The organism is Nostoc sp. KVJ3, assembly GCF_026127265.1.
Classification (GTDB): domain Bacteria; phylum Cyanobacteriota; class Cyanobacteriia; order Cyanobacteriales; family Nostocaceae; genus Nostoc.
The window spans coordinates 3,375,442-3,392,638 of sequence record NZ_WWFG01000001.1 but is presented as its reverse complement, the minus strand read 5'-3'; the positions used below and the strand labels follow the sequence as shown (position 1 = coordinate 3,392,638).

Sequence of the window (17,197 nt, the reverse complement as noted above, 5' to 3'; positions counted from 1 at the left end):
CAGGAAATCAAAATCTCTTTTTCAATGCCCTATGCCCTATTAATATTTACAACCGAGTAATTACCGACTCTAGTACAGAAGACATCGCCTCTATACTATAGAGTTCCACACATCTTTGTCTTGCCTTGATACCTTGCTGATTTGCGGACTCTAAATTCTCAAAAATCAATTGAATCTGTTCTGTAATCTGTTCAGGACAAGCTGGCTCGACTAAATAACCAGTATCACCTAAGATTTTGGGAATATCTCCAACGCGTGTTGATAATATAGGTTTAGCCATTGCCATGCCATCTGTCAACTTTAAGGGAAATTGAGCGCGAGTTTCTGGGGTATCTCGCTGGGGAACGACTACGATGTGAGCTGCTGCTACCAAATCAGGCATAATATCAGCTGGATAATTTGGCAATTTGATAATCCAGCGTCCCCACTTTTGTTGAAGTTGCTCATCATAATTATCATAAGGACTACCACCCACAATCACTAGTCTTAAGTCTGGCTGATTAATTTTATCTAGTGCTATCAGAACATCTTCTAGACCTTTATAAGGTCTTGGCGCACCAGGAAACATTAAAATTCGATATTCAGATAAACCATAACGACTTCTACTTTCTTCAGAATTGTATCGAGTCGGGTCAAATAAGGAGGTATCTTTACCATTGGGAACAAACTGACCGCCAAAACGCTGCTGCAAAAAGCTAGTATGTACGGTTACTGCATTAGCTTGATTCACCAAACCTTCCATCCATTTCAAATACAAAGGATGATTAGGCGATCTCAAAACTCCATCTTTTTTAAGTAAATCCCTCGCTAACTGTTTGAGTGTAGGACGATAATGCCATTTGTCGCCACCATACCAGCTAAGTTCCCAGTCATCTATATCTAAAATAACTGGTATTTTGCTATAGAGTTTCTTTAAAAGTGCAACACCAAAACTTGCTGGCTGAGGTTTGATTGCATAAATAATATCTCCATCAATAATTTTGAGAATTTCACTAATAGATTTAAAAAAATCTGGATAATTTGAGCCACTGACAGAATATACTTGATCTTCAGAAGAGATCGCTTTATATAACTCTTTATCAAATAAAAATCCGAATATTTGCACTTTATAGCCTAATTTGAGCAGGGCTTTTTTTAATAAAGATGCACGAATAAAACCATCATTAGTTGATAAATTCCATACCAGCAGTGATATCTTTAATTTTTCTCTCATCATCACCTATTTCTCTATTTTTAAATCATTTTTTCCGCCAAGGATTTGTAACTTGATTCGGTAAAAATACTTTAGCAAATCTATCAAAAACTCTTGTGTATAAAGAACGACTAATATTTTTAGCATACTGGGGTCGATAAGGATAGGTACAGTGAAGGACTTTTATTTGGTCTTGAACATCATAGTCTTCTCCCCACTTACTGAGATAATTATAGGTAGGTGGCAGGGTTTTCATGTGAGGGCGTACAGATGCGATCGCAGCAGCAAAAGCACCTTGATCTTTTAGGAGCAATTTATCTTGGTTATTTTTGACAATCTCAAAATAACCTTTAAATTCTTCAAAAAATACCTTGGTTACTTCTGTTTTCCGAAAAGCCATAAAACCGCCGTTATATTGCACACTATCTGCTTGTAATGGTAAACCTACCGATTGCAGAATTGGCACAACATTTGCTAAGAGTTCTTCTTGTTTACCACGTAATAAATTTGTAGCTTTCAAAATAGAAGGTTCTACATCTTCAGTTAATAAAAAGTCATATTCATCTAGATACTCAAATACGTCGTTGATATTAGATAATAAGCAAATATCTGAATCTAGATAAATTGTTTTATCAAACTCCGAGGCTGTATATAGAGCCAGCTTTGCTTCCCTTGATGCTAAAACAGTATTTTCATTCGCCGGTGCTGGCTTTAAAATTATATTTTTGAAAGCCTTTAATAATGGATAGAGAACTACTGGAACTTTATCAATTAAAATAATTATTGGCTCTTGATGAAACTTCCTAACCGCTGCTAAAAAATGAATGCAATCTTGAAAAGAGTAAAGCCCGGTTAAAATAGTAATAAATCCTCTATTTTCTGTTTTCATAAATAAGTTAAATAAATATTACTTTTAATCCTAGTCCGTCAATCTAACTTAATGTGTCCATTCCCAGACACTTTTACTCCAGTCTTCGTTATAGTGAAAAACTCCTTGCCATTGGTAAAAGTGGATAAAATCTTCGATTTCTAAGGTTTTATTCACATCCCTAATCATATAGAGAGGTCGATTACCATAAAATGAAGCCCACATACTATAACTACTAGGAGGGCCAATAATATAATCACACTCAGCTAAAGAATACATATCCTCAATTATATGATTATTGCCATAAACATAAGATAAATGTTGGAAATAATCCTCGTTTGGCTTCTGATTTGAGCAAATCAAAAATGTCACTTTTTTGTTAGGAAATAGTCTTTGTGCTGATTCCATAACCTTTAAATATTCTTCAATTAAATAAAAATATTTGCCATTTTGATGTTCCTGATAATCTCCATGACGAATATGCACTCCAACGATCACATCAGTCTGGCTACGAATATTGGATATGAGTTTTGCTACATTTAGCTGATACTTCTTTAAAGGTTGAAAATAAGCACGAATTTTTTCACCATGTTTTTCTAAATTTGATATATCATCTACAAACCATCCATCGCGGAACATCCATCCTTGAAAAAAGTTCATAGAGCCTGATTTCAACTCTTTTGTGATAATTGAATTACTCCAGTTGAAGGGCTGATTACGCTTAATATTAATTGTGCTAAAGCGCTTACTTTCAGCTAACCAACGATTAATATTATAGTAATATTTACGTAGCAATTGGTTTCCTGAAATTGAAAATGATGGAGGAGGGTAACAACATAAAAAGTCTTGAGATGTTGAGCTAAAAAAATCAGCATACTCTTCAAATGCTGGGTTTATAACTGTGAAATTATTTTCAATAGCAAATGCTATAAAATTAGCAAATAGCAATAATCTATTGCCTAATTGTCCAGATTTTGCAGAGATTATTAACATATATAAATAAACAGTAAATTATTGGTTTAAAACAATTTAAATGGTGTTTAATTTATTAATTAAATTAAGTATTCTCTATAATTTAATCGATTTCTTGGTATCCTTAAAACAGAAAATTACAAAATAAATATAACTGTGTAATTTCGGTTATTACCAGAGAAAAATCACTGATAATTTCAAGTCAGCTTTTATTTTTTTAAGTATAATTACTGGATGAGTGCAGTAAATATACTGTGCTAAATGGTAGATTACAGTTATAATGAATAAAGTATAAATACTTGATGTAGCTTGTGCAATTAGCCTTGTTACTGAATACCCAACATCTATTTTATAAGAGAGGCAAGGGTAATGCAGATAATTCGTCTGGAAGCACTCTCGGACAACTATATATTCTTGTTACATGATGAGAAACAAAATATCGCCGCTGTTGTCGATCCAGCAGAGTCTCAACCAGTATTAAAGAAACTGGCAGAATTAAAAGCTGAGTTGGTAGCAATTTTCAACACGCACCACCATAACGATCATGTGGGTGGTAATAAGCAATTAATCGAACAATTCCCGCAATTGATAGTTTATGGAGGAGCGGAGGATCGTGGTAGAATTCCTGGACAACAGGTGTTTTTGCAACAAGGCGATCGCGTCCGGTTTGCAGACCGCATAGCTGAAGTTATCTTTGTTCCCGGACATACCCGCGCTCACATCGTTTACTACTTTCCCCCCGAAAACGCTGGCGAGACAGGCGATTTGTTTTGCGGCGATACCTTATTTTCTGGCGGTTGCGGTCGCTTATTTGAAGGAACACCGGCTCAAATGGTAGAATCTTTAAGCAAATTGCGCTCTCTACCTGATAATACATATATTTGGTGTGCCCACGAATACACCTTAAAGAATCTGCAATTTGCCTTAACTGTGGATGGCAACAACACAGACTTACAAAGGCGCTTCAATGAAGTGAAGGCTTACCGTAGTCGAGGAGAAGCTACTATCCCCTCGCTACTAGGAGTGGAGAAGCGCACCAATCCCTTTTTACGTTGGGATCAGCCATCGTTACAATTAAAATTTAAGATTAGCGATGCAGTGCAAACTTTCGGGCGGATACGGGAAATGAGAAATAACTTTTAGGGAATTGGGCATTGTTTGTTATTCTTATTCTGCTCCCCTATTCCCAATTCCCCATTCTTTCAATTTTTTAACGGGAATAGTTGCGATCGCACCCTTCCTTTCGCTACGATCTGTAAGCTTTAGGGTATAGGCAAAGAAGCTTGGAATACAGCAGTGACATTGTGAGCTATCAAGCCTTACCCAAATTAATCAGATTTTACAGGAAAAACGATGGCGAAACGCGTACAGTTAGTTTTAAATCAGGATATCAGCAAGCTAGGAAAATCCGGCGACTTAGTAGAAGTAGCTCCAGGCTATGCTCGAAATTATCTGATTCCCCAGAAATTGGCAACCAATGCCACTCCTGGTATTCTCAAGCAAGTAGAACGCCGTCGTGAGCAAGAGCGTCTACGGCAATTAGAACTCAAACAACAAGCTCTTGAGCAAAAAGAATCTTTAGAAAAAGTTGGCAGCTTGACAATTGCCAAGCCAGTTGGTGAAAACGAAGCAATTTTTGGTACTATCACCACCCAAGATGTTGCAGATGCAATTAAGGCAGCCACCAGTCAAGAAGTAGATCGGCGTGGAATTACCATTCCCGATATTAACCACCTTGGTACTTATCAAGCCGAAATTAAATTGCATTCTGATGTAGTAGCACAGGTCGATATTCAAGTCGTCGCTAGCTAATTCAGGAAGGGGCGGGGGGGACGCGAGGATGAAGGAGTAAAGAAAAGGTGAATAATAACTTCTAACTCCTGTACAGAGGCGATTAATCGTGTCTCTAGCAAAATCTCAAAACTAAAATCGTTATATGGCTGAAGAACTGAGTTTTAAAGGCGATGGTAGCGATCGCCTCCCCCCACAAAATATTGAGGCCGAAGAAGCGATTTTGGGGGGTATTTTGCTAGATCCAGAAGCGATTAGTCGAGTTAGCGATCGCCTCCTTCCTGAAGCTTTTTACATTAGTGCCCACAAAGAGATTTATCAAGCGGCTGTGAGGCTCCACGCCCAAGGTAAAGCTACAGACTTGCTCTGTGTCACCAGTTGGCTAACTGACCATGAGATGCTTGCTCGTATAGGTGGCAGAAATAAATTAGCAACTCTGGTAGACCGCACAGTATCAGCCGTGAACATCGACGCTTTAGCAGGGTTGGTGATGGACAAATACCTGCGGCGACAGTTAATTAAAGCTGGCAATGAAATTGTCCATCTTGGTTACGAGACAGAAACCGAGTTACCAACTGTTTTAGACCAAGCAGAACAGAAAGTATTTGGTGTGACTCAAGAACGTCCACAATCGGGTTTAGTTCACATTTCTGATACTCTAATTAATAATTTCCAGGATATTGAAGATCGAAATCAAGGCATAGCCTTACCTGGAATTCCCTGCGGATTTTACGATTTAGATGCCATGACTAGCGGCTTTCAGCGCTCTGATTTGATTATTGTTGCGGGCCGCCCATCAATGGGAAAATGTCTCAGCTTTGATTCAGAAATAGTTTTAGCAGATGGACAAATTATCACAATTGAAGAATTATACAATCAACGTCATGCCTCATTATTGACGTTAAACAAAGACTGGAAATTTACCTTTACTCAACCCTGTGCATTTGTAGATGATGGTATCAAACCAGTTTTTCGCGTAACAACTCGCTTAGGTAGGTCTATTGAAACTACAATCACCCATCCATATTTAACTATTAGAGGCTGGCAAAGATTAGAACATTTGAAAGTGGGTGATAAAATTGCTGTCCCGCGAAAAATAGATGTATTTGGTACAAAAACTATCCGTGAATGCGAAGTAAAGTTATTAGCTTATTTAATTGGCGATGGCGGATTAACTAACTGCAATCCACGATTTACAAATAGTAATCCATTGCTGCAAGCCGATTTTTCGCAAGCAGTTGCGGATTTTGGTGGTTTAACAGTGCGTTGGGAAAATTCTCAGGATACACGCACACCATCACTTTGTGTAAGTGGAGATTTGCAATTTATTGCTATTCAAAGGCAGATTTTTGCTGAAAATTTTAAACTAAAGATTCAATCGCAGTCATTGACAGGAAAAGACATAAGTCAATTAGTTGGAGTCAGCCCTACTTTACTTTGCGCTTGGAAGCAGGGAGTGTGTGTACCAAATTTAGAGACTTTTGAGCTATTATGCGAAATTTTGCAATTAGAGTCAGAAGAGTTTGTATCTCATGGACTTGCTTGTATGAGCAAATCTCGGAAAAATTCACTGACACTTTGGTTAGAAGAATTAGGTTTGTGGGGCAAAAATGCTCATGGTAAGACTATTCCACCAATTGTTTTTCAATTAGAGCGATCGCAAATATCTTTATTTCTGAATCGTCTCTTTGCCACAGATGGATGGGCTACACTACTTACTAGCGGTCAAGCACAGTTAGGATATGGAACAGTCAGCGAGAAATTAGCAAGACAAATCCAACATCTTTTATTAAGATTTGGCATCATCGCCTCTCTGAGAAAGCGGTCTATCAAGTATAACAACACCCGCAGAACGGCGTGGCAATTAGATATAACTGATGCCTTATCTATCAAAGCTTTTATCGCCGAAATAGGTATCTTCAGTAAAGAAGAAGCAATAGCAAAAGTTACAGATGCAATATCTCTGCATAGATATCAAACTAATCGTGACTTGATACCTTTAGAGATTTGGTCACAAATAGCAGCAGTAAAAGGTAATGAAACTTGGAGTAGTTTAGCTAGACGTGCAGGGATTCAAGGGCCAACAAATATGCATCTTGGGAAACGTGCCTTAAAGCGTGAAAGACTTTGGATACTAGCCACAGCTTTAGATAATTTACCACTTCAACAGTTAGCAACCAGTGATGTTTATTGGGATGAAATAGTTACGATTGAGTCGGTGGGTAACAAGCAAGTTTATGACTTAACAATTCCAGAAACACACAATTTTGTTGCCAATGATATTTGTGTTCACAATACAGCATTTTGCTTAAACCTTGCTCATAATATCGCCGCTTCTTATAAATTACCAGTTGCTTTTTTCAGCTTGGAAATGTCCAAAGAGCAACTGACGCAACGTTTATTAGCTAGTGAAGCGCAAATTGAAAGTAGTTATTTGCGGACTGGCCGCCTTAGTCAAACCCAGTGGGAACCTTTAAGCCGTGCTATTGGTATCCTTTCGGAGATGCCAATTTATATTGACGATACGCCGAATATTACAGTTACACAAATGCGTAGTCAGGCAAGAAGACTACAAGCGGAAGTTGGAACTGAATTAGGATTAATTGTAATAGATTACTTACAATTGATGGAAGGAGCAGGTGATAATCGCGTACAAGAATTATCAAAAATTACGCGTCAACTCAAAGGTTTAGCGCGGGAATTATCTGTACCAGTTATTGCCCTATCTCAGTTGAGTCGAGGTGTGGAAGCACGCACTAATAAGCGTCCAATGTTGTCAGATTTGAGAGAATCAGGTTCGATCGAACAAGACGCGGATTTAGTAATAATGTTATACCGCGACGAATATTACTCTCCAGATACTCCCGATCGCGGTATTGCAGAAGTAATTATAGCTAAACACCGCAACGGCCCTACAGGTACTGCGAAACTTTTATTTAATCCACAGTTTACAAAGTTTCAAAATTTAAAAATTTAGCTATTAAATTGGGGATTGGGGACTGGATATTGGGGACTGGGGAGCAGAAGATTAAAAGTTAGATTATTTACTTATTCCCAATGCCCAATGCCCAATGCCCAATGTCCCAATTTCTACTTAACTCCCAGCAATTCCACATCAAATAATAGAGTGGCGTTAGGCGGAATTACACCACCAGCACCACGAGCGCCATAACCTAATTCTGGGGGGATGATTAACTGACGACGACCGCCTACTTTCATGGTGCTAAGTCCTTCATCCCAACCTTTGATTACCTGACCAATCCCAATTTTAAAGCTGAAGGGTTGGCCGCGATCGCGTGAACTATCAAACTTAGTACCATCTTCTAAAGTGCCGACATAGTGAACTTCAACCGTTTGTCCAGGTTGAGGAGTCGCCCCAGTCCCCTCTTTGAACTCGACATACTTTAATCCAGAGGGGGTGGTTACGGCATTCGCATCAGACATAGTATTGCTCGCAATTAAGATATTGTTTTCAGTTACATCTGTGGCTGCTGGAGGCGTTTGGGTTAACTCGGCAGCAATGGCAGTATTCTGTTTACTGCTAACTTGCCCCACGACCAAAAGTACAACACACACCAGCATGAACGCCACGCTGAGGAAAATTGGTTTCAAAATCAGTTCTCCTTACTTAAGTATCCTGGCTAAAAGATTACCAATAGGACACAATTAGTTTAAATCACAAAGAACATCTTAACGCCAAAGCTTATTTTCTAAATCGCGCAATTGACGCTCTAAACGGTCAATTCTACCCCGCAGTTCATCCACTTCTGACTGGCGAGCTACCCCCAAATCTTGCATCATATTTCGCATTTGTCTTTGCATCTGGACATCCCAGTTTCCCTGCTCCGACTTTAACTGCTGGGCAAGATCGTCTATCACTGCCTTGGCTTGCTCAGGATTGAGCTTACCATCTTTAACCAAGTCATCGCTAACTTGGCGCAGTTTTTCTGCAACTAAAGACGTTGTGCCCAGACCCACCATCATTAGCTGTTGCAACCAATTGCTATTGTCCATACTTCCTCTTACTTGTTTTAAACCAGCCGACCCTTGCTCCTGAGTGTAGGCAATCAAGCTATGCTAAAAGCCTAGTTCTTCTAGCCTACATCTCTATTTTGGCAAATTGGCAAACACAGAGATTACAGGGTGTGATTCTAAAACTACTCAAGTTTCAGGATGCCCTGGATTTAGAGTGTTCCAAAAAATAAATGATCCAAAACCGGTCATTGCGAACGCTCGCAATGACAATTGGGCATTTTTTTACTTGGAGTACTCTTAAAGGAAAATTTTATCTATAGCAATCTGGAATCATTCGTGAGAAAATACTGAGATGAATAGAAAGTAAAGAAAATTTTGGTAGCTCTTAACTATTAATAAATATATTAGGTGCTTAGTGCTATTAATGCTTTATATTTAGCGACAGGGTGGTGCAAACAGCCACTCATGTTCTAATACTTAGGAGGCAGTACCCACCGATAATACTCACGCTTCGATACCATCAGCACGTAGCGTAAGTAAAGGTTAAGTTGATATTAAAACGAATAATTTTTGCTGAATTGCGACAGATAAAGACTAAACTAAAAAGTCTTGTGCAGCAAAACCTGTAGCTTTAAATGAAGTAATCATGTCTAAGGTTCTTGTCTCAGATTCTATTGACCAAGCTGGAATTGACATTCTTTCGCAAGTTGCTACCGTTGATGTCAAACTAGGTCTAAAACCAGCCCAACTGCTAGAGATTATTGGTGAGTATGACGCGCTGATGATTCGCTCTAGTACACGCGTCACTCAAGAAATCATTGAAGCCGGCACCCAGCTAAAAATTATCGGTCGTGCTGGTGTGGGTGTGGATAATGTGGATGTTCCCGCAGCCACACGACGGGGAATTGTAGTAGTCAATTCTCCAGAGGGAAATACAATTGCTGCTGCCGAACACGCCCTGGCGATGATTTTGGCTTTGTCTCGCCACATCCCCGATGCTAATGCCTCGGTGAAACGCGGTGCGTGGGATCGCAATAGCTTTGTTGGTGCGGAAGTTTATAAAAAAACCCTCGGCGTTGTCGGTTTGGGTAAAATTGGCTCCCATGTTGCGGCTGTAGCTAAGACAATGGGGATGAAACTTTTAGCTTATGACCCTTTTATTTCTACAGAACGAGCGGAACAACTTGGCTGCCAGTTGGTGGAGCTAGATTTACTCTTCCAACAAGCAGACTACATCACTCTACACATCCCAAAAACCCCAGAAACCACCCACCTAATCAATGCCACAACTCTGGCAAAAATGAAACCCACAGCCCGGATTATCAACTGCGCTCGCGGTGGGATCATTGATGAAGTAGCTTTAGCAGCAGCTCTAAAAGCGGGTAAAATTGGGGGTGCAGCCTTGGATGTGTTCGAGTCAGAACCACTAGGTGAATCGGAATTGCGATCGCTAGGTAAAGAAGTTATCCTCACCCCGCACTTAGGAGCCTCTACCGCCGAAGCTCAAGTAAATGTAGCTATTGATGTTGCTGAACAAATTCGGGATGTCCTTTTAGGACTACCAGCGCGTTCAGCCGTCAACATTCCCGGACTAGGCCCCGATGTGTTGGAAGAACTCAAACCCTATATGCAACTGGCAGAAACTCTAGGTAATCTGGTAGGACAGCTAGCTGGCGGACGGGTCGAAGTACTTAATATTCGACTGCAAGGGGAACTCGCAACTAACAAAAGTCAGCCTTTGATAGTAGCTGCCCTCAAAGGATTACTTTATCAAGCTTTGCGAGAACGGGTAAATTACGTCAATGCCAGCATAGAAGCTAAAGAACGTGGAATTAGAGTGATTGAAACCCGCGATGCTTCCATCAGAGACTATGCTGGAACGCTTCATTTAGAAGCCACGGGTACTTTAGGTACTCACTCTGTCACAGGTGCTTTGCTGGGTGAACGGGAAATCCACCTAACTGATGTTGACGGTTTCCCCATTAACGTCCCACCCAGCAAATATATGCTGTTTACCCTGCACCGCGATATGCCAGGGATTATCGGCAAACTTGGTTCCCTGCTCGGCAGTTTTAATGTGAATATTGCCAGTATGCAAGTAGGTCGTAAAATTGTCCGTGGTGATGCGGTAATGGCTCTGAGTATAGACGATCCTCTACCTGAAGGCATTCTGGATGAGATTATAAAAGTCCCTGGTATTCGGGACGCGTATACAGTAACTCTATGAGTGCTGAGTGAAAAAAGTTAGGAGTGAGTAGTTATGAATTAGAAGTTAAACAAGAAAACTCCTAACTCCTAACTCCTAACTCCTAACTCCTAACTCTCTCAAACTAAGCACTCAGCACTCGAAAATGGCAAACACCTGGTGGGAACTACAGATTTTATGTGAGCCAGACCTAGAAGATTCGATCTTTTGGCGACTGGAAGATTTTGGCTGTCGGGGGACAGCTAGTGAAAATAAAGGAAATTTATCTTTAGTCAGGGCTTACTTATCAACCATTCAAACACAGCTACTAGATTTGGCGGCGCTGTCGCTGTGGCTGCGTCAAGATGCTCTGTGTGTAGGAATTTCATCTCCCTCTCTGCAATGGCAGTTAATTGATGAAGAAGATTGGGCAACTAGCTGGAAACAATATTGGCATCCACAAGAAATAGGCGATCGCTTTCTAATTAACCCTGCGTGGCTACCATTACCAGAAACAACGGAACGGTTAGTAATTCGTCTCGACCCTGGCGTAGCATTTGGCACAGGAAACCATGCCACCACTCAGTTATGTTTGGAATCGCTGGAAATGCGGCTGAGTGGAGTTCCTCAGTCATTTGTGAGGACTGGTGGTAAACACGAACATCTGGTAATTGCGGATATTGGTTGTGGTTCTGGTATCCTTTCTATCGGGGCGTTGTTACTGGGAGCAGAGAAAGTCTATGCAGTAGATACTGACCCTTTAGCGGTGCAATCAACTATCAGCAATGCTGCCCTGAATGACATTAGCTCAGAACGTTTACTATCTGCACAGGGAAGCGTAGACATTTTGACAAAACTGCTTGAAAAACCAGTAGACGGTATTGTGTGCAATATTTTGGCTCATGTAATTATTGAATTGGTTCCAGAAATGAGTGCGATCGCTAAACCTGACACTTGGGCAATCTTCAGCGGTATTTTACTAGAACAATCTAAAGCTGTCGCTGACGCTTTAGAACAAAATGGTTGGGTTGTGGCTACCCTATGGAAACGAAAAGAATGGTGTTGCTTGAATGTACGCCGTTCTTAACTTCAACTTAAGTATAAATATAAATTATCAAGTAATCGGAAGTGACATAATATATACATTATCCACTATTGACTTTTGAAACTAGCGATGAAAGAACGGCTACAAATCTACAAAAAAGCTGACTCATCCGCTTCTAAGTCAGAACAAAGCCATTTGCGATCTCTACGACAGGCTACGCCTACGCACCTGTTAACTACTCATTCTCAACTTAGCTCCCAAAAGCCTATAGTACAGGCAAAAGTGGAGAATCAAAAATTTCAACAGGATCGGTTTGAGGCAACAAAACTCCAGATTCAAGCCAAGCATGGCACAATCACGCCAGCGGGACAGGAACGACTCACTCTCTTACAGGCAAAGATGAATGAGTCGTTGCAACAAGGAAAGGAACACTCTTCCCAGTTTGGTCATAACCTGAGCAAAATGGCGATAAAACGTGCTGATAGTGTATCAGCCGTACAAATGCAACCACTAATACAGCCAAAACTTACTATTGGTCAATCAGGAGATCGGTATGAGCAAGAAGCCGATAGAGTAGCTACTTCTGTAATCAGCCAAATTAATCCAGCTGCTTCACAAAACCAGGACACGCAGCAGACGACCCTACCAGTTAGCAGCAACCAACAAGCAAGCTCTGAAGAAATATTAGCAGCAAACAATTCAACAGATAAAAAACAAAAATTTTTACAAGACTACTCTCTAGCCAAAACCTTGGTAAATGGCATAGATGATACATTGCCAGAAGATAAAATCCTGGAACAGCTTTTCAAAAATTTTGGAAATATCCAATTTCAATACACAATGGTAAGCAAGAGTCAAGAAACTCTCTTAAAAGGCTCTCCAGAAGGAGATTGTCAGACATTAGCCAGGGCTTTTAAAAAAGTTGCCGAAGAATATTTTGGCATCGATAAAATAACAGTTGAAAGCATTGCCAAACCTTTTCTGACTGAAGCTGGAGCTACACCACACCAAGGGAAAAAGCCCAATTGTGATGACGGAAAACGATGGTTTTTTCAAAACCATTATTGGGCTACCTGGAACGGAAAAATTTATGATGTTTTATTCCTCAGTCATAAACGAACCGAAGCAGATATGGCAAAACAGGTGCAACCACTTACATCTATGTTGATGCCTGAACAAGAGTACTATGAGACAGAAAAAGGAAAAGTTGTATATCCAATTGTCAATAAGTACTCTACCGTAGAAATGGGGATATTTGAGAAGCTGAGAAACTTTGTGAATAATCTAGGTAGGTTTTTCTCTAATAATATGAGTGCGGTAATAAGTAAAATTCGGTCTTTATTTGCCCAAAGCGGAAACAACACTAGCGGTTTTGATTCTCTAATGAGAGAACTAGAAAATGATAAAACCAGTACAGTAATCTCAAACAAGCAAAGTTAATAGTACTCGAAACGGCTAAACGATATCTACAACAGTCTACGCACCTTGATGAATTAGCATCAGAGTCAAACTGCATTCGCGCGCGTCTCGTTAGGGACTGACAAATAAAAAACATCCCAAATTTTCTTGTGGGATGGGTGTCCTCAACCGTCCTATATTTAAGGCTGGCAGGATGCCAACCCCACAAGAGAAATAATTTATTTTTTGGAAATCCCTTAGAGAAGGACGCATAGACTCGTTGTCGCCAAGCGCCGCACCGTTAACAATTCAAGGTGCGTTAGCCTACGGCTCAACACACCCTACGAATAATTTATATTTCTTCATATACATTGAATTTTTCTCGCCGACTTAACTTACAGTTGGAAAGTATCTACTCACACGCCAAAAAGAGCAAAGTAAAATACTGGGTAGTTGGTAAAGAATTGTAATCCAAAATCCTAAATCTAAAATCCAAAATTCTTATGAGTCCCTGACTACGGTAGTCTAGATCAGAGTGAATTTATCGCTTGCGATATTATATTGTTTTATGACTTCAGTTGTTTCTAGTCCCCCACGCACTATTCGGATCGGTTCACGTAAAAGCCAACTTGCTCTGGTTCAAACCTATTGGGTACAAGAGCAACTCCAGAAAAGCTTTCCTGATATCACTTTTGAAGTCCACACCATGTCTACCCAAGGCGATAAAATCCTTGATGTAGCATTAGCTAAGATTGGCGATAAAGGACTTTTTACTAAAGAACTTGAAGTTGGAATGCTCAATCAAGAGATTGACTTTGCAGTTCATTCCCTCAAGGATTTACCGACTAACTTACCAGAAGGGTTAACACTGGCAGCAATTACTGAACGAGAAAACCCAGCAGATGCATTAGTTGTGCATGAAAAGCACAAAGATAAACAAATCGATACTTTACCCGCAGGTGCGGTAATTGGTACATCTTCGCTGCGGCGGTTGGCACAGTTACGCCACCACTTCCCCCACTTTACTTTTAAAGATGTGCGAGGAAACTTAATTACACGGTTGGCAAAACTGGATGCAGGTGAATACGATGCCTTAATTTTGGCAGCCGCAGGATTAGAAAGATTGGGAATGAGCGATCGCGTCCATCAAATTATCCCCAAAGAAATCTCCCTCCATGCCGTCGGACAAGGCGCTTTAGGGATAGAATGCCGGGCTGATGATAGTGAATTGCTATCTCTACTCAAAGCGATCGAACATCCTGCAACACGCGATCGCTGTCTTGCCGAACGATCTTTTCTACGCTCTTTAGAAGGCGGCTGTCAAGTTCCGATTGGTGTAAATACAGAAATATCTGGTGAGAATTTGACCTTAACAGGGATAGTTGCCAGTGTAGATGGTCAAAAACTCGTAAAAGATACCGTCACTGGAATTGCCAACAATGCCGAAGCACTAGGCAAAGAACTAGCAGAAGTATTGCGGCAACAGGGAGCTACAGAAATTTTATCAGAAATTTTTGCGGTGATTCAGCGCGGTTCCTAAGCAATTGGGCAAGCCGATGTGATTAGATAAGAGTTGATCGCCGTTTTAGCAAAGACGCGACAAATCGTCTTAGTCGCGATCGTAGAGTTAATTTGACAATATAGACTCAGGGAAGCAAAAATTACCATGCGGATTCTATTTGTTGCAGCAGAAGCAGCGCCCATTGCCAAAGTAGGAGGAATGGGTGATGTTGTTGGGGCATTACCCAAATTTCTGAGAGAAATGGGGCATGATGTGCGGATATTCTTGCCTTACTATGGCTTCCTGCCAGACAAAATGGAAATTCCCAAAGAACCTATCTGGCGGGGAAATGCGATGTTCCAGGAATTTGCTGTTTATGAAAGCGTTCTGCCTGGTACTGATGTTCCCTTGTACTTATTTGGACATCCTGTTTTCTTACCCCGTCACATTTATTCTGGAGAAGGTGAAGACTGGCGGTTCACCTTCTTTGCCAATGGTGCAGCCGAGTTTGCCTGGAATTATTGGAAACCAGAAATTATCCACTGTCATGATTGGCATACAGGGATGATTCCTGTATGGATGCACCAAGATCCTGATATCACAACAGTGTTTACCATTCATAACCTTGCTTATCAAGGGCCGTGGCGTTGGTATTTAGAGAAAATTACTTGGTGTCCCTGGTATATGCAAGGACACAACACAATGGCAGCTGCGGTGCAATTTGCCAATAAGGTAAATACAGTTTCGCCAACTTATGCCGAGCAAATCAAGACACCTACTTACGGTGAAACATTAGAAGGTTTGCTATCGTTTATTAGCGGTAAATTATCTGGGATTATCAACGGGATTGATACTGAAGTTTATAACCCAGAAAATGATAAATATATTGCCCAAACCTTTACTCCTGAGACTTTAGATAAACGCAAGGCTAACAAAATAGCTTTGCAAGAAGAAGTAGGATTAGAAGTCAACTCCAAAGCCTTTTTAATTGGGATTGTAACCCGATTAGTGGAACAAAAAGGCATTGATTTGATATTACAAATCCTCGATCGCTTCCTCTCTTATACAGATGCCCAGTTTGTTTTGTTAGGAACAGGCGATCGCTACTATGAAACTCAGATGTGGCAATTAGCATCCCGTTTTCCCGGACGGATGGCAACTTACTTACTGTATAACGATGCCCTGTCTCGCCGCATCTATGCTGGTACTGATGCTTTCTTGATGCCTAGTCGTTTTGAACCATGCGGTATTAGCCAAATGATGTCTTTGCGCTACGGTTCTGTGCCCATTGTCCGCCGCACAGGTGGATTAGTTGACACCGTAACCCATCACGACCCGGAAAATGCCGCAGGTACAGGTTATTGCTTTGATCGCTATGAACCGCTAGACCTTTTCACCTGTATGATCCGGGCTTGGGAAGGCTTCCGTTTCAAACCGCAATGGCAAGAACTACAAAAACGCGGTATGAGTGAAGATTTTAGTTGGCATCAGTCTGCTAAAGAGTACGTGAAATTGTACAAGTCAATCTACGGTTTGCCAGAAGAAGAAGAGAAGACACCAGAACCAGAGTTAGTCTTAAACGAAACAGTTAAAAGTAGCAAGTCCTGAGCTACGATCCCTCTAAATCTCCCGATAAATTGGGAGACTTTGATTCTTCCCCCTTTTTAAGGCTACGGTGTATACACAAGTCTGAAATAGCTGATTAATCAATGTTTTACCCCACCCTAACCCTCCCCTTATAAAGGCTATGGTGTACACACAAGTCTTTTAGAGTTGCCCCACAGCTTTAGATCCCCCCTAACCCCCTTAAAAAAGGGGGGACTAGAATCAAAGTCCCCCTTTATAAGGGGGACTTAGGGGATCTTCAACGATTTTGGTTTTGTACAGAGATGTGTGTACACCGTAGCCTTATAAAGGGGAGGGAACTAGATTTTCCGGTTTCCCCTCTTTATAAGGGGGGTAATTTGACTTGTGTATATAGCTTTTTAAGGGGGGTTAGGGGGAATCTAAAAGTGTCTAAAGTCACAGCGAAATACTTGTTCATTCAACCTCTAAGAGCTTGCAAAGCGAGAGTGTACACACAAGTCTCTTGATTTGCAATGGCATTGCACCGACTAACAATGCCATTGCATCGACTAACAATGCTATTGCACCGACTAACAATGCCATTGCACCGACTAACAATGCCATTGCATCGACTAACAATGCCATTGCACCGACTAACAATGCCATTGCACCGATTAACAATGCCATTGCATCGATAATATTTA

14 protein-coding genes are annotated in these 17,197 nt (G+C 40.7%); 8 read left to right on the top strand and 6 right to left on the bottom strand.

Annotation, left to right across the window (positions count from 1 at the left end; genetic code table 11):
- Positions 1–46: 46 nt before the first annotated feature.
- Genes GTQ43_RS13410 through GTQ43_RS13400 form a run of 3 tightly spaced genes read right to left on the bottom strand, consistent with a single transcriptional unit; the run spans position 47 to position 3,053 of the window.
- The gene (locus tag GTQ43_RS13410) at positions 47–1,213 is read right to left on the bottom strand and encodes a glycosyltransferase family 4 protein (RefSeq protein WP_265273756.1); all 1,167 of its coding nucleotides are present in this window, start codon (positions 1,211–1,213) and stop codon (positions 47–49) included.
- Positions 1,214–1,238: 25 nt separating this feature from the next.
- Positions 1,239–2,081, bottom strand: a complete 843-nt coding sequence (locus tag GTQ43_RS13405) for a glycosyltransferase (RefSeq protein WP_265273097.1) — start codon at positions 2,079–2,081, stop codon at positions 1,239–1,241.
- A 48-nt stretch (positions 2,082–2,129) separates the two neighbouring features.
- Positions 2,130–3,053, bottom strand: a complete 924-nt coding sequence (locus GTQ43_RS13400) for an alpha-1,2-fucosyltransferase (RefSeq protein WP_265273096.1) — start codon at positions 3,051–3,053, stop codon at positions 2,130–2,132.
- 348 nt (positions 3,054–3,401) lie between these two features.
- Here GTQ43_RS13400 and gloB point away from each other — a divergent pair, with 348 nt between their 5' ends.
- From gloB to dnaB, 3 genes are all read left to right on the top strand, one after another.
- A complete protein-coding gene (gloB, locus tag GTQ43_RS13395) occupies positions 3,402–4,175 on the top strand; it encodes a hydroxyacylglutathione hydrolase (protein WP_265273095.1) in 774 nt (257 codons plus the stop codon).
- Between the two features lie 210 nt (positions 4,176–4,385).
- A complete protein-coding gene (gene rplI / locus GTQ43_RS13390; protein WP_265273094.1) occupies positions 4,386–4,844 on the top strand; it encodes a 50S ribosomal protein L9 in 459 nt (152 codons plus the stop codon).
- Positions 4,845–4,968: 124 nt separating this feature from the next.
- Positions 4,969–7,800 carry a replicative DNA helicase gene (gene dnaB / locus GTQ43_RS13385; protein ID WP_265273093.1) on the top strand — a complete coding sequence of 944 codons (2,832 nt, stop codon included), beginning with the start codon at positions 4,969–4,971 and terminating at the stop codon, positions 7,798–7,800.
- Positions 7,801–7,913: 113 nt separating this feature from the next.
- Here the strand turns inward: dnaB and GTQ43_RS13380 are convergent, their stop codons facing one another.
- Positions 7,914–8,435, bottom strand: a complete 522-nt coding sequence (locus tag GTQ43_RS13380; RefSeq protein ID WP_265273092.1) for an FKBP-type peptidyl-prolyl cis-trans isomerase — start codon at positions 8,433–8,435, stop codon at positions 7,914–7,916.
- Positions 8,436–8,513: 78 nt separating this feature from the next.
- On the bottom strand, positions 8,514–8,837 hold the full coding sequence (locus tag GTQ43_RS13375) for a phasin family protein (RefSeq protein WP_265273091.1): 324 nt from the start codon (positions 8,835–8,837) through the stop codon (positions 8,514–8,516).
- A 607-nt stretch (positions 8,838–9,444) separates the two neighbouring features.
- Between GTQ43_RS13375 and serA the strand changes: the two genes are divergently transcribed.
- The 5 genes from serA to glgA all read left to right on the top strand — a co-directional run bounded on the left by serA (position 9,445) and on the right by glgA (position 16,535).
- Complete coding sequence (serA, locus tag GTQ43_RS13370) at positions 9,445–11,025, top strand: phosphoglycerate dehydrogenase (RefSeq protein ID WP_265273090.1); 1,581 nt, start codon at positions 9,445–9,447, stop codon at positions 11,023–11,025.
- A gap of 124 nt (positions 11,026–11,149) precedes the next feature.
- Positions 11,150–12,070 carry a 50S ribosomal protein L11 methyltransferase gene (gene prmA, locus GTQ43_RS13365; protein WP_265273089.1) on the top strand — a complete coding sequence of 307 codons (921 nt, stop codon included), beginning with the start codon at positions 11,150–11,152 and terminating at the stop codon, positions 12,068–12,070.
- Between the two features lie 87 nt (positions 12,071–12,157).
- Positions 12,158–13,468 (top strand): hypothetical protein, encoded by a 1,311-nt coding sequence (locus tag GTQ43_RS13360; RefSeq protein WP_265273088.1) that lies wholly within the window; start codon positions 12,158–12,160, stop codon positions 13,466–13,468.
- Between the two features lie 526 nt (positions 13,469–13,994).
- Positions 13,995–14,966: a hydroxymethylbilane synthase gene (gene hemC, locus GTQ43_RS13355; protein ID WP_265273087.1), complete on the top strand. Its 972-nt coding sequence runs from the start codon at positions 13,995–13,997 to the stop codon at positions 14,964–14,966.
- 126 nt (positions 14,967–15,092) lie between these two features.
- Positions 15,093–16,535, top strand: coding sequence for a glycogen synthase GlgA (gene glgA, locus GTQ43_RS13350; protein ID WP_265273085.1), 1,443 nt, complete (start codon positions 15,093–15,095; stop codon positions 16,533–16,535).
- A gap of 432 nt (positions 16,536–16,967) precedes the next feature.
- On the opposite strand, the gene GTQ43_RS13345 is transcribed toward glgA, so the two are convergent.
- On the bottom strand, positions 16,968–17,180 hold the full coding sequence (locus GTQ43_RS13345) for a hypothetical protein (RefSeq protein WP_265273084.1): 213 nt from the start codon (positions 17,178–17,180) through the stop codon (positions 16,968–16,970).
- Positions 17,181–17,197: the final 17 nt, after the last annotated feature.

Coding starts and splice junctions, on each gene's coding strand:
- GTQ43_RS13410 (WP_265273756.1), bottom strand. CDS start 1,213: ATGAGAGAAAAATTAAAGATATCACTGCTGGTATGGAATTTATCAACT.
- GTQ43_RS13405 (WP_265273097.1), bottom strand. CDS start 2,081: ATGAAAACAGAAAATAGAGGATTTATTACTATTTTAACCGGGCTTTAC.
- GTQ43_RS13400 (WP_265273096.1), bottom strand. CDS start 3,053: ATGTTAATAATCTCTGCAAAATCTGGACAATTAGGCAATAGATTATTG.
- gloB (WP_265273095.1), top strand. CDS start 3,402: ATGCAGATAATTCGTCTGGAAGCACTCTCGGACAACTATATATTCTTG.
- rplI (WP_265273094.1), top strand. CDS start 4,386: ATGGCGAAACGCGTACAGTTAGTTTTAAATCAGGATATCAGCAAGCTA.
- dnaB (WP_265273093.1), top strand. CDS start 4,969: ATGGCTGAAGAACTGAGTTTTAAAGGCGATGGTAGCGATCGCCTCCCC.
- GTQ43_RS13375 (WP_265273091.1), bottom strand. CDS start 8,837: ATGGACAATAGCAATTGGTTGCAACAGCTAATGATGGTGGGTCTGGGC.
- serA (WP_265273090.1), top strand. CDS start 9,445: ATGTCTAAGGTTCTTGTCTCAGATTCTATTGACCAAGCTGGAATTGAC.
- prmA (WP_265273089.1), top strand. CDS start 11,150: ATGGCAAACACCTGGTGGGAACTACAGATTTTATGTGAGCCAGACCTA.
- GTQ43_RS13360 (WP_265273088.1), top strand. CDS start 12,158: ATGAAAGAACGGCTACAAATCTACAAAAAAGCTGACTCATCCGCTTCT.
- hemC (WP_265273087.1), top strand. CDS start 13,995: ATGACTTCAGTTGTTTCTAGTCCCCCACGCACTATTCGGATCGGTTCA.
- glgA (WP_265273085.1), top strand. CDS start 15,093: ATGCGGATTCTATTTGTTGCAGCAGAAGCAGCGCCCATTGCCAAAGTA.
- GTQ43_RS13345 (WP_265273084.1), bottom strand. CDS start 17,180: ATGGCATTGTTAATCGGTGCAATGGCATTGTTAGTCGGTGCAATGGCA.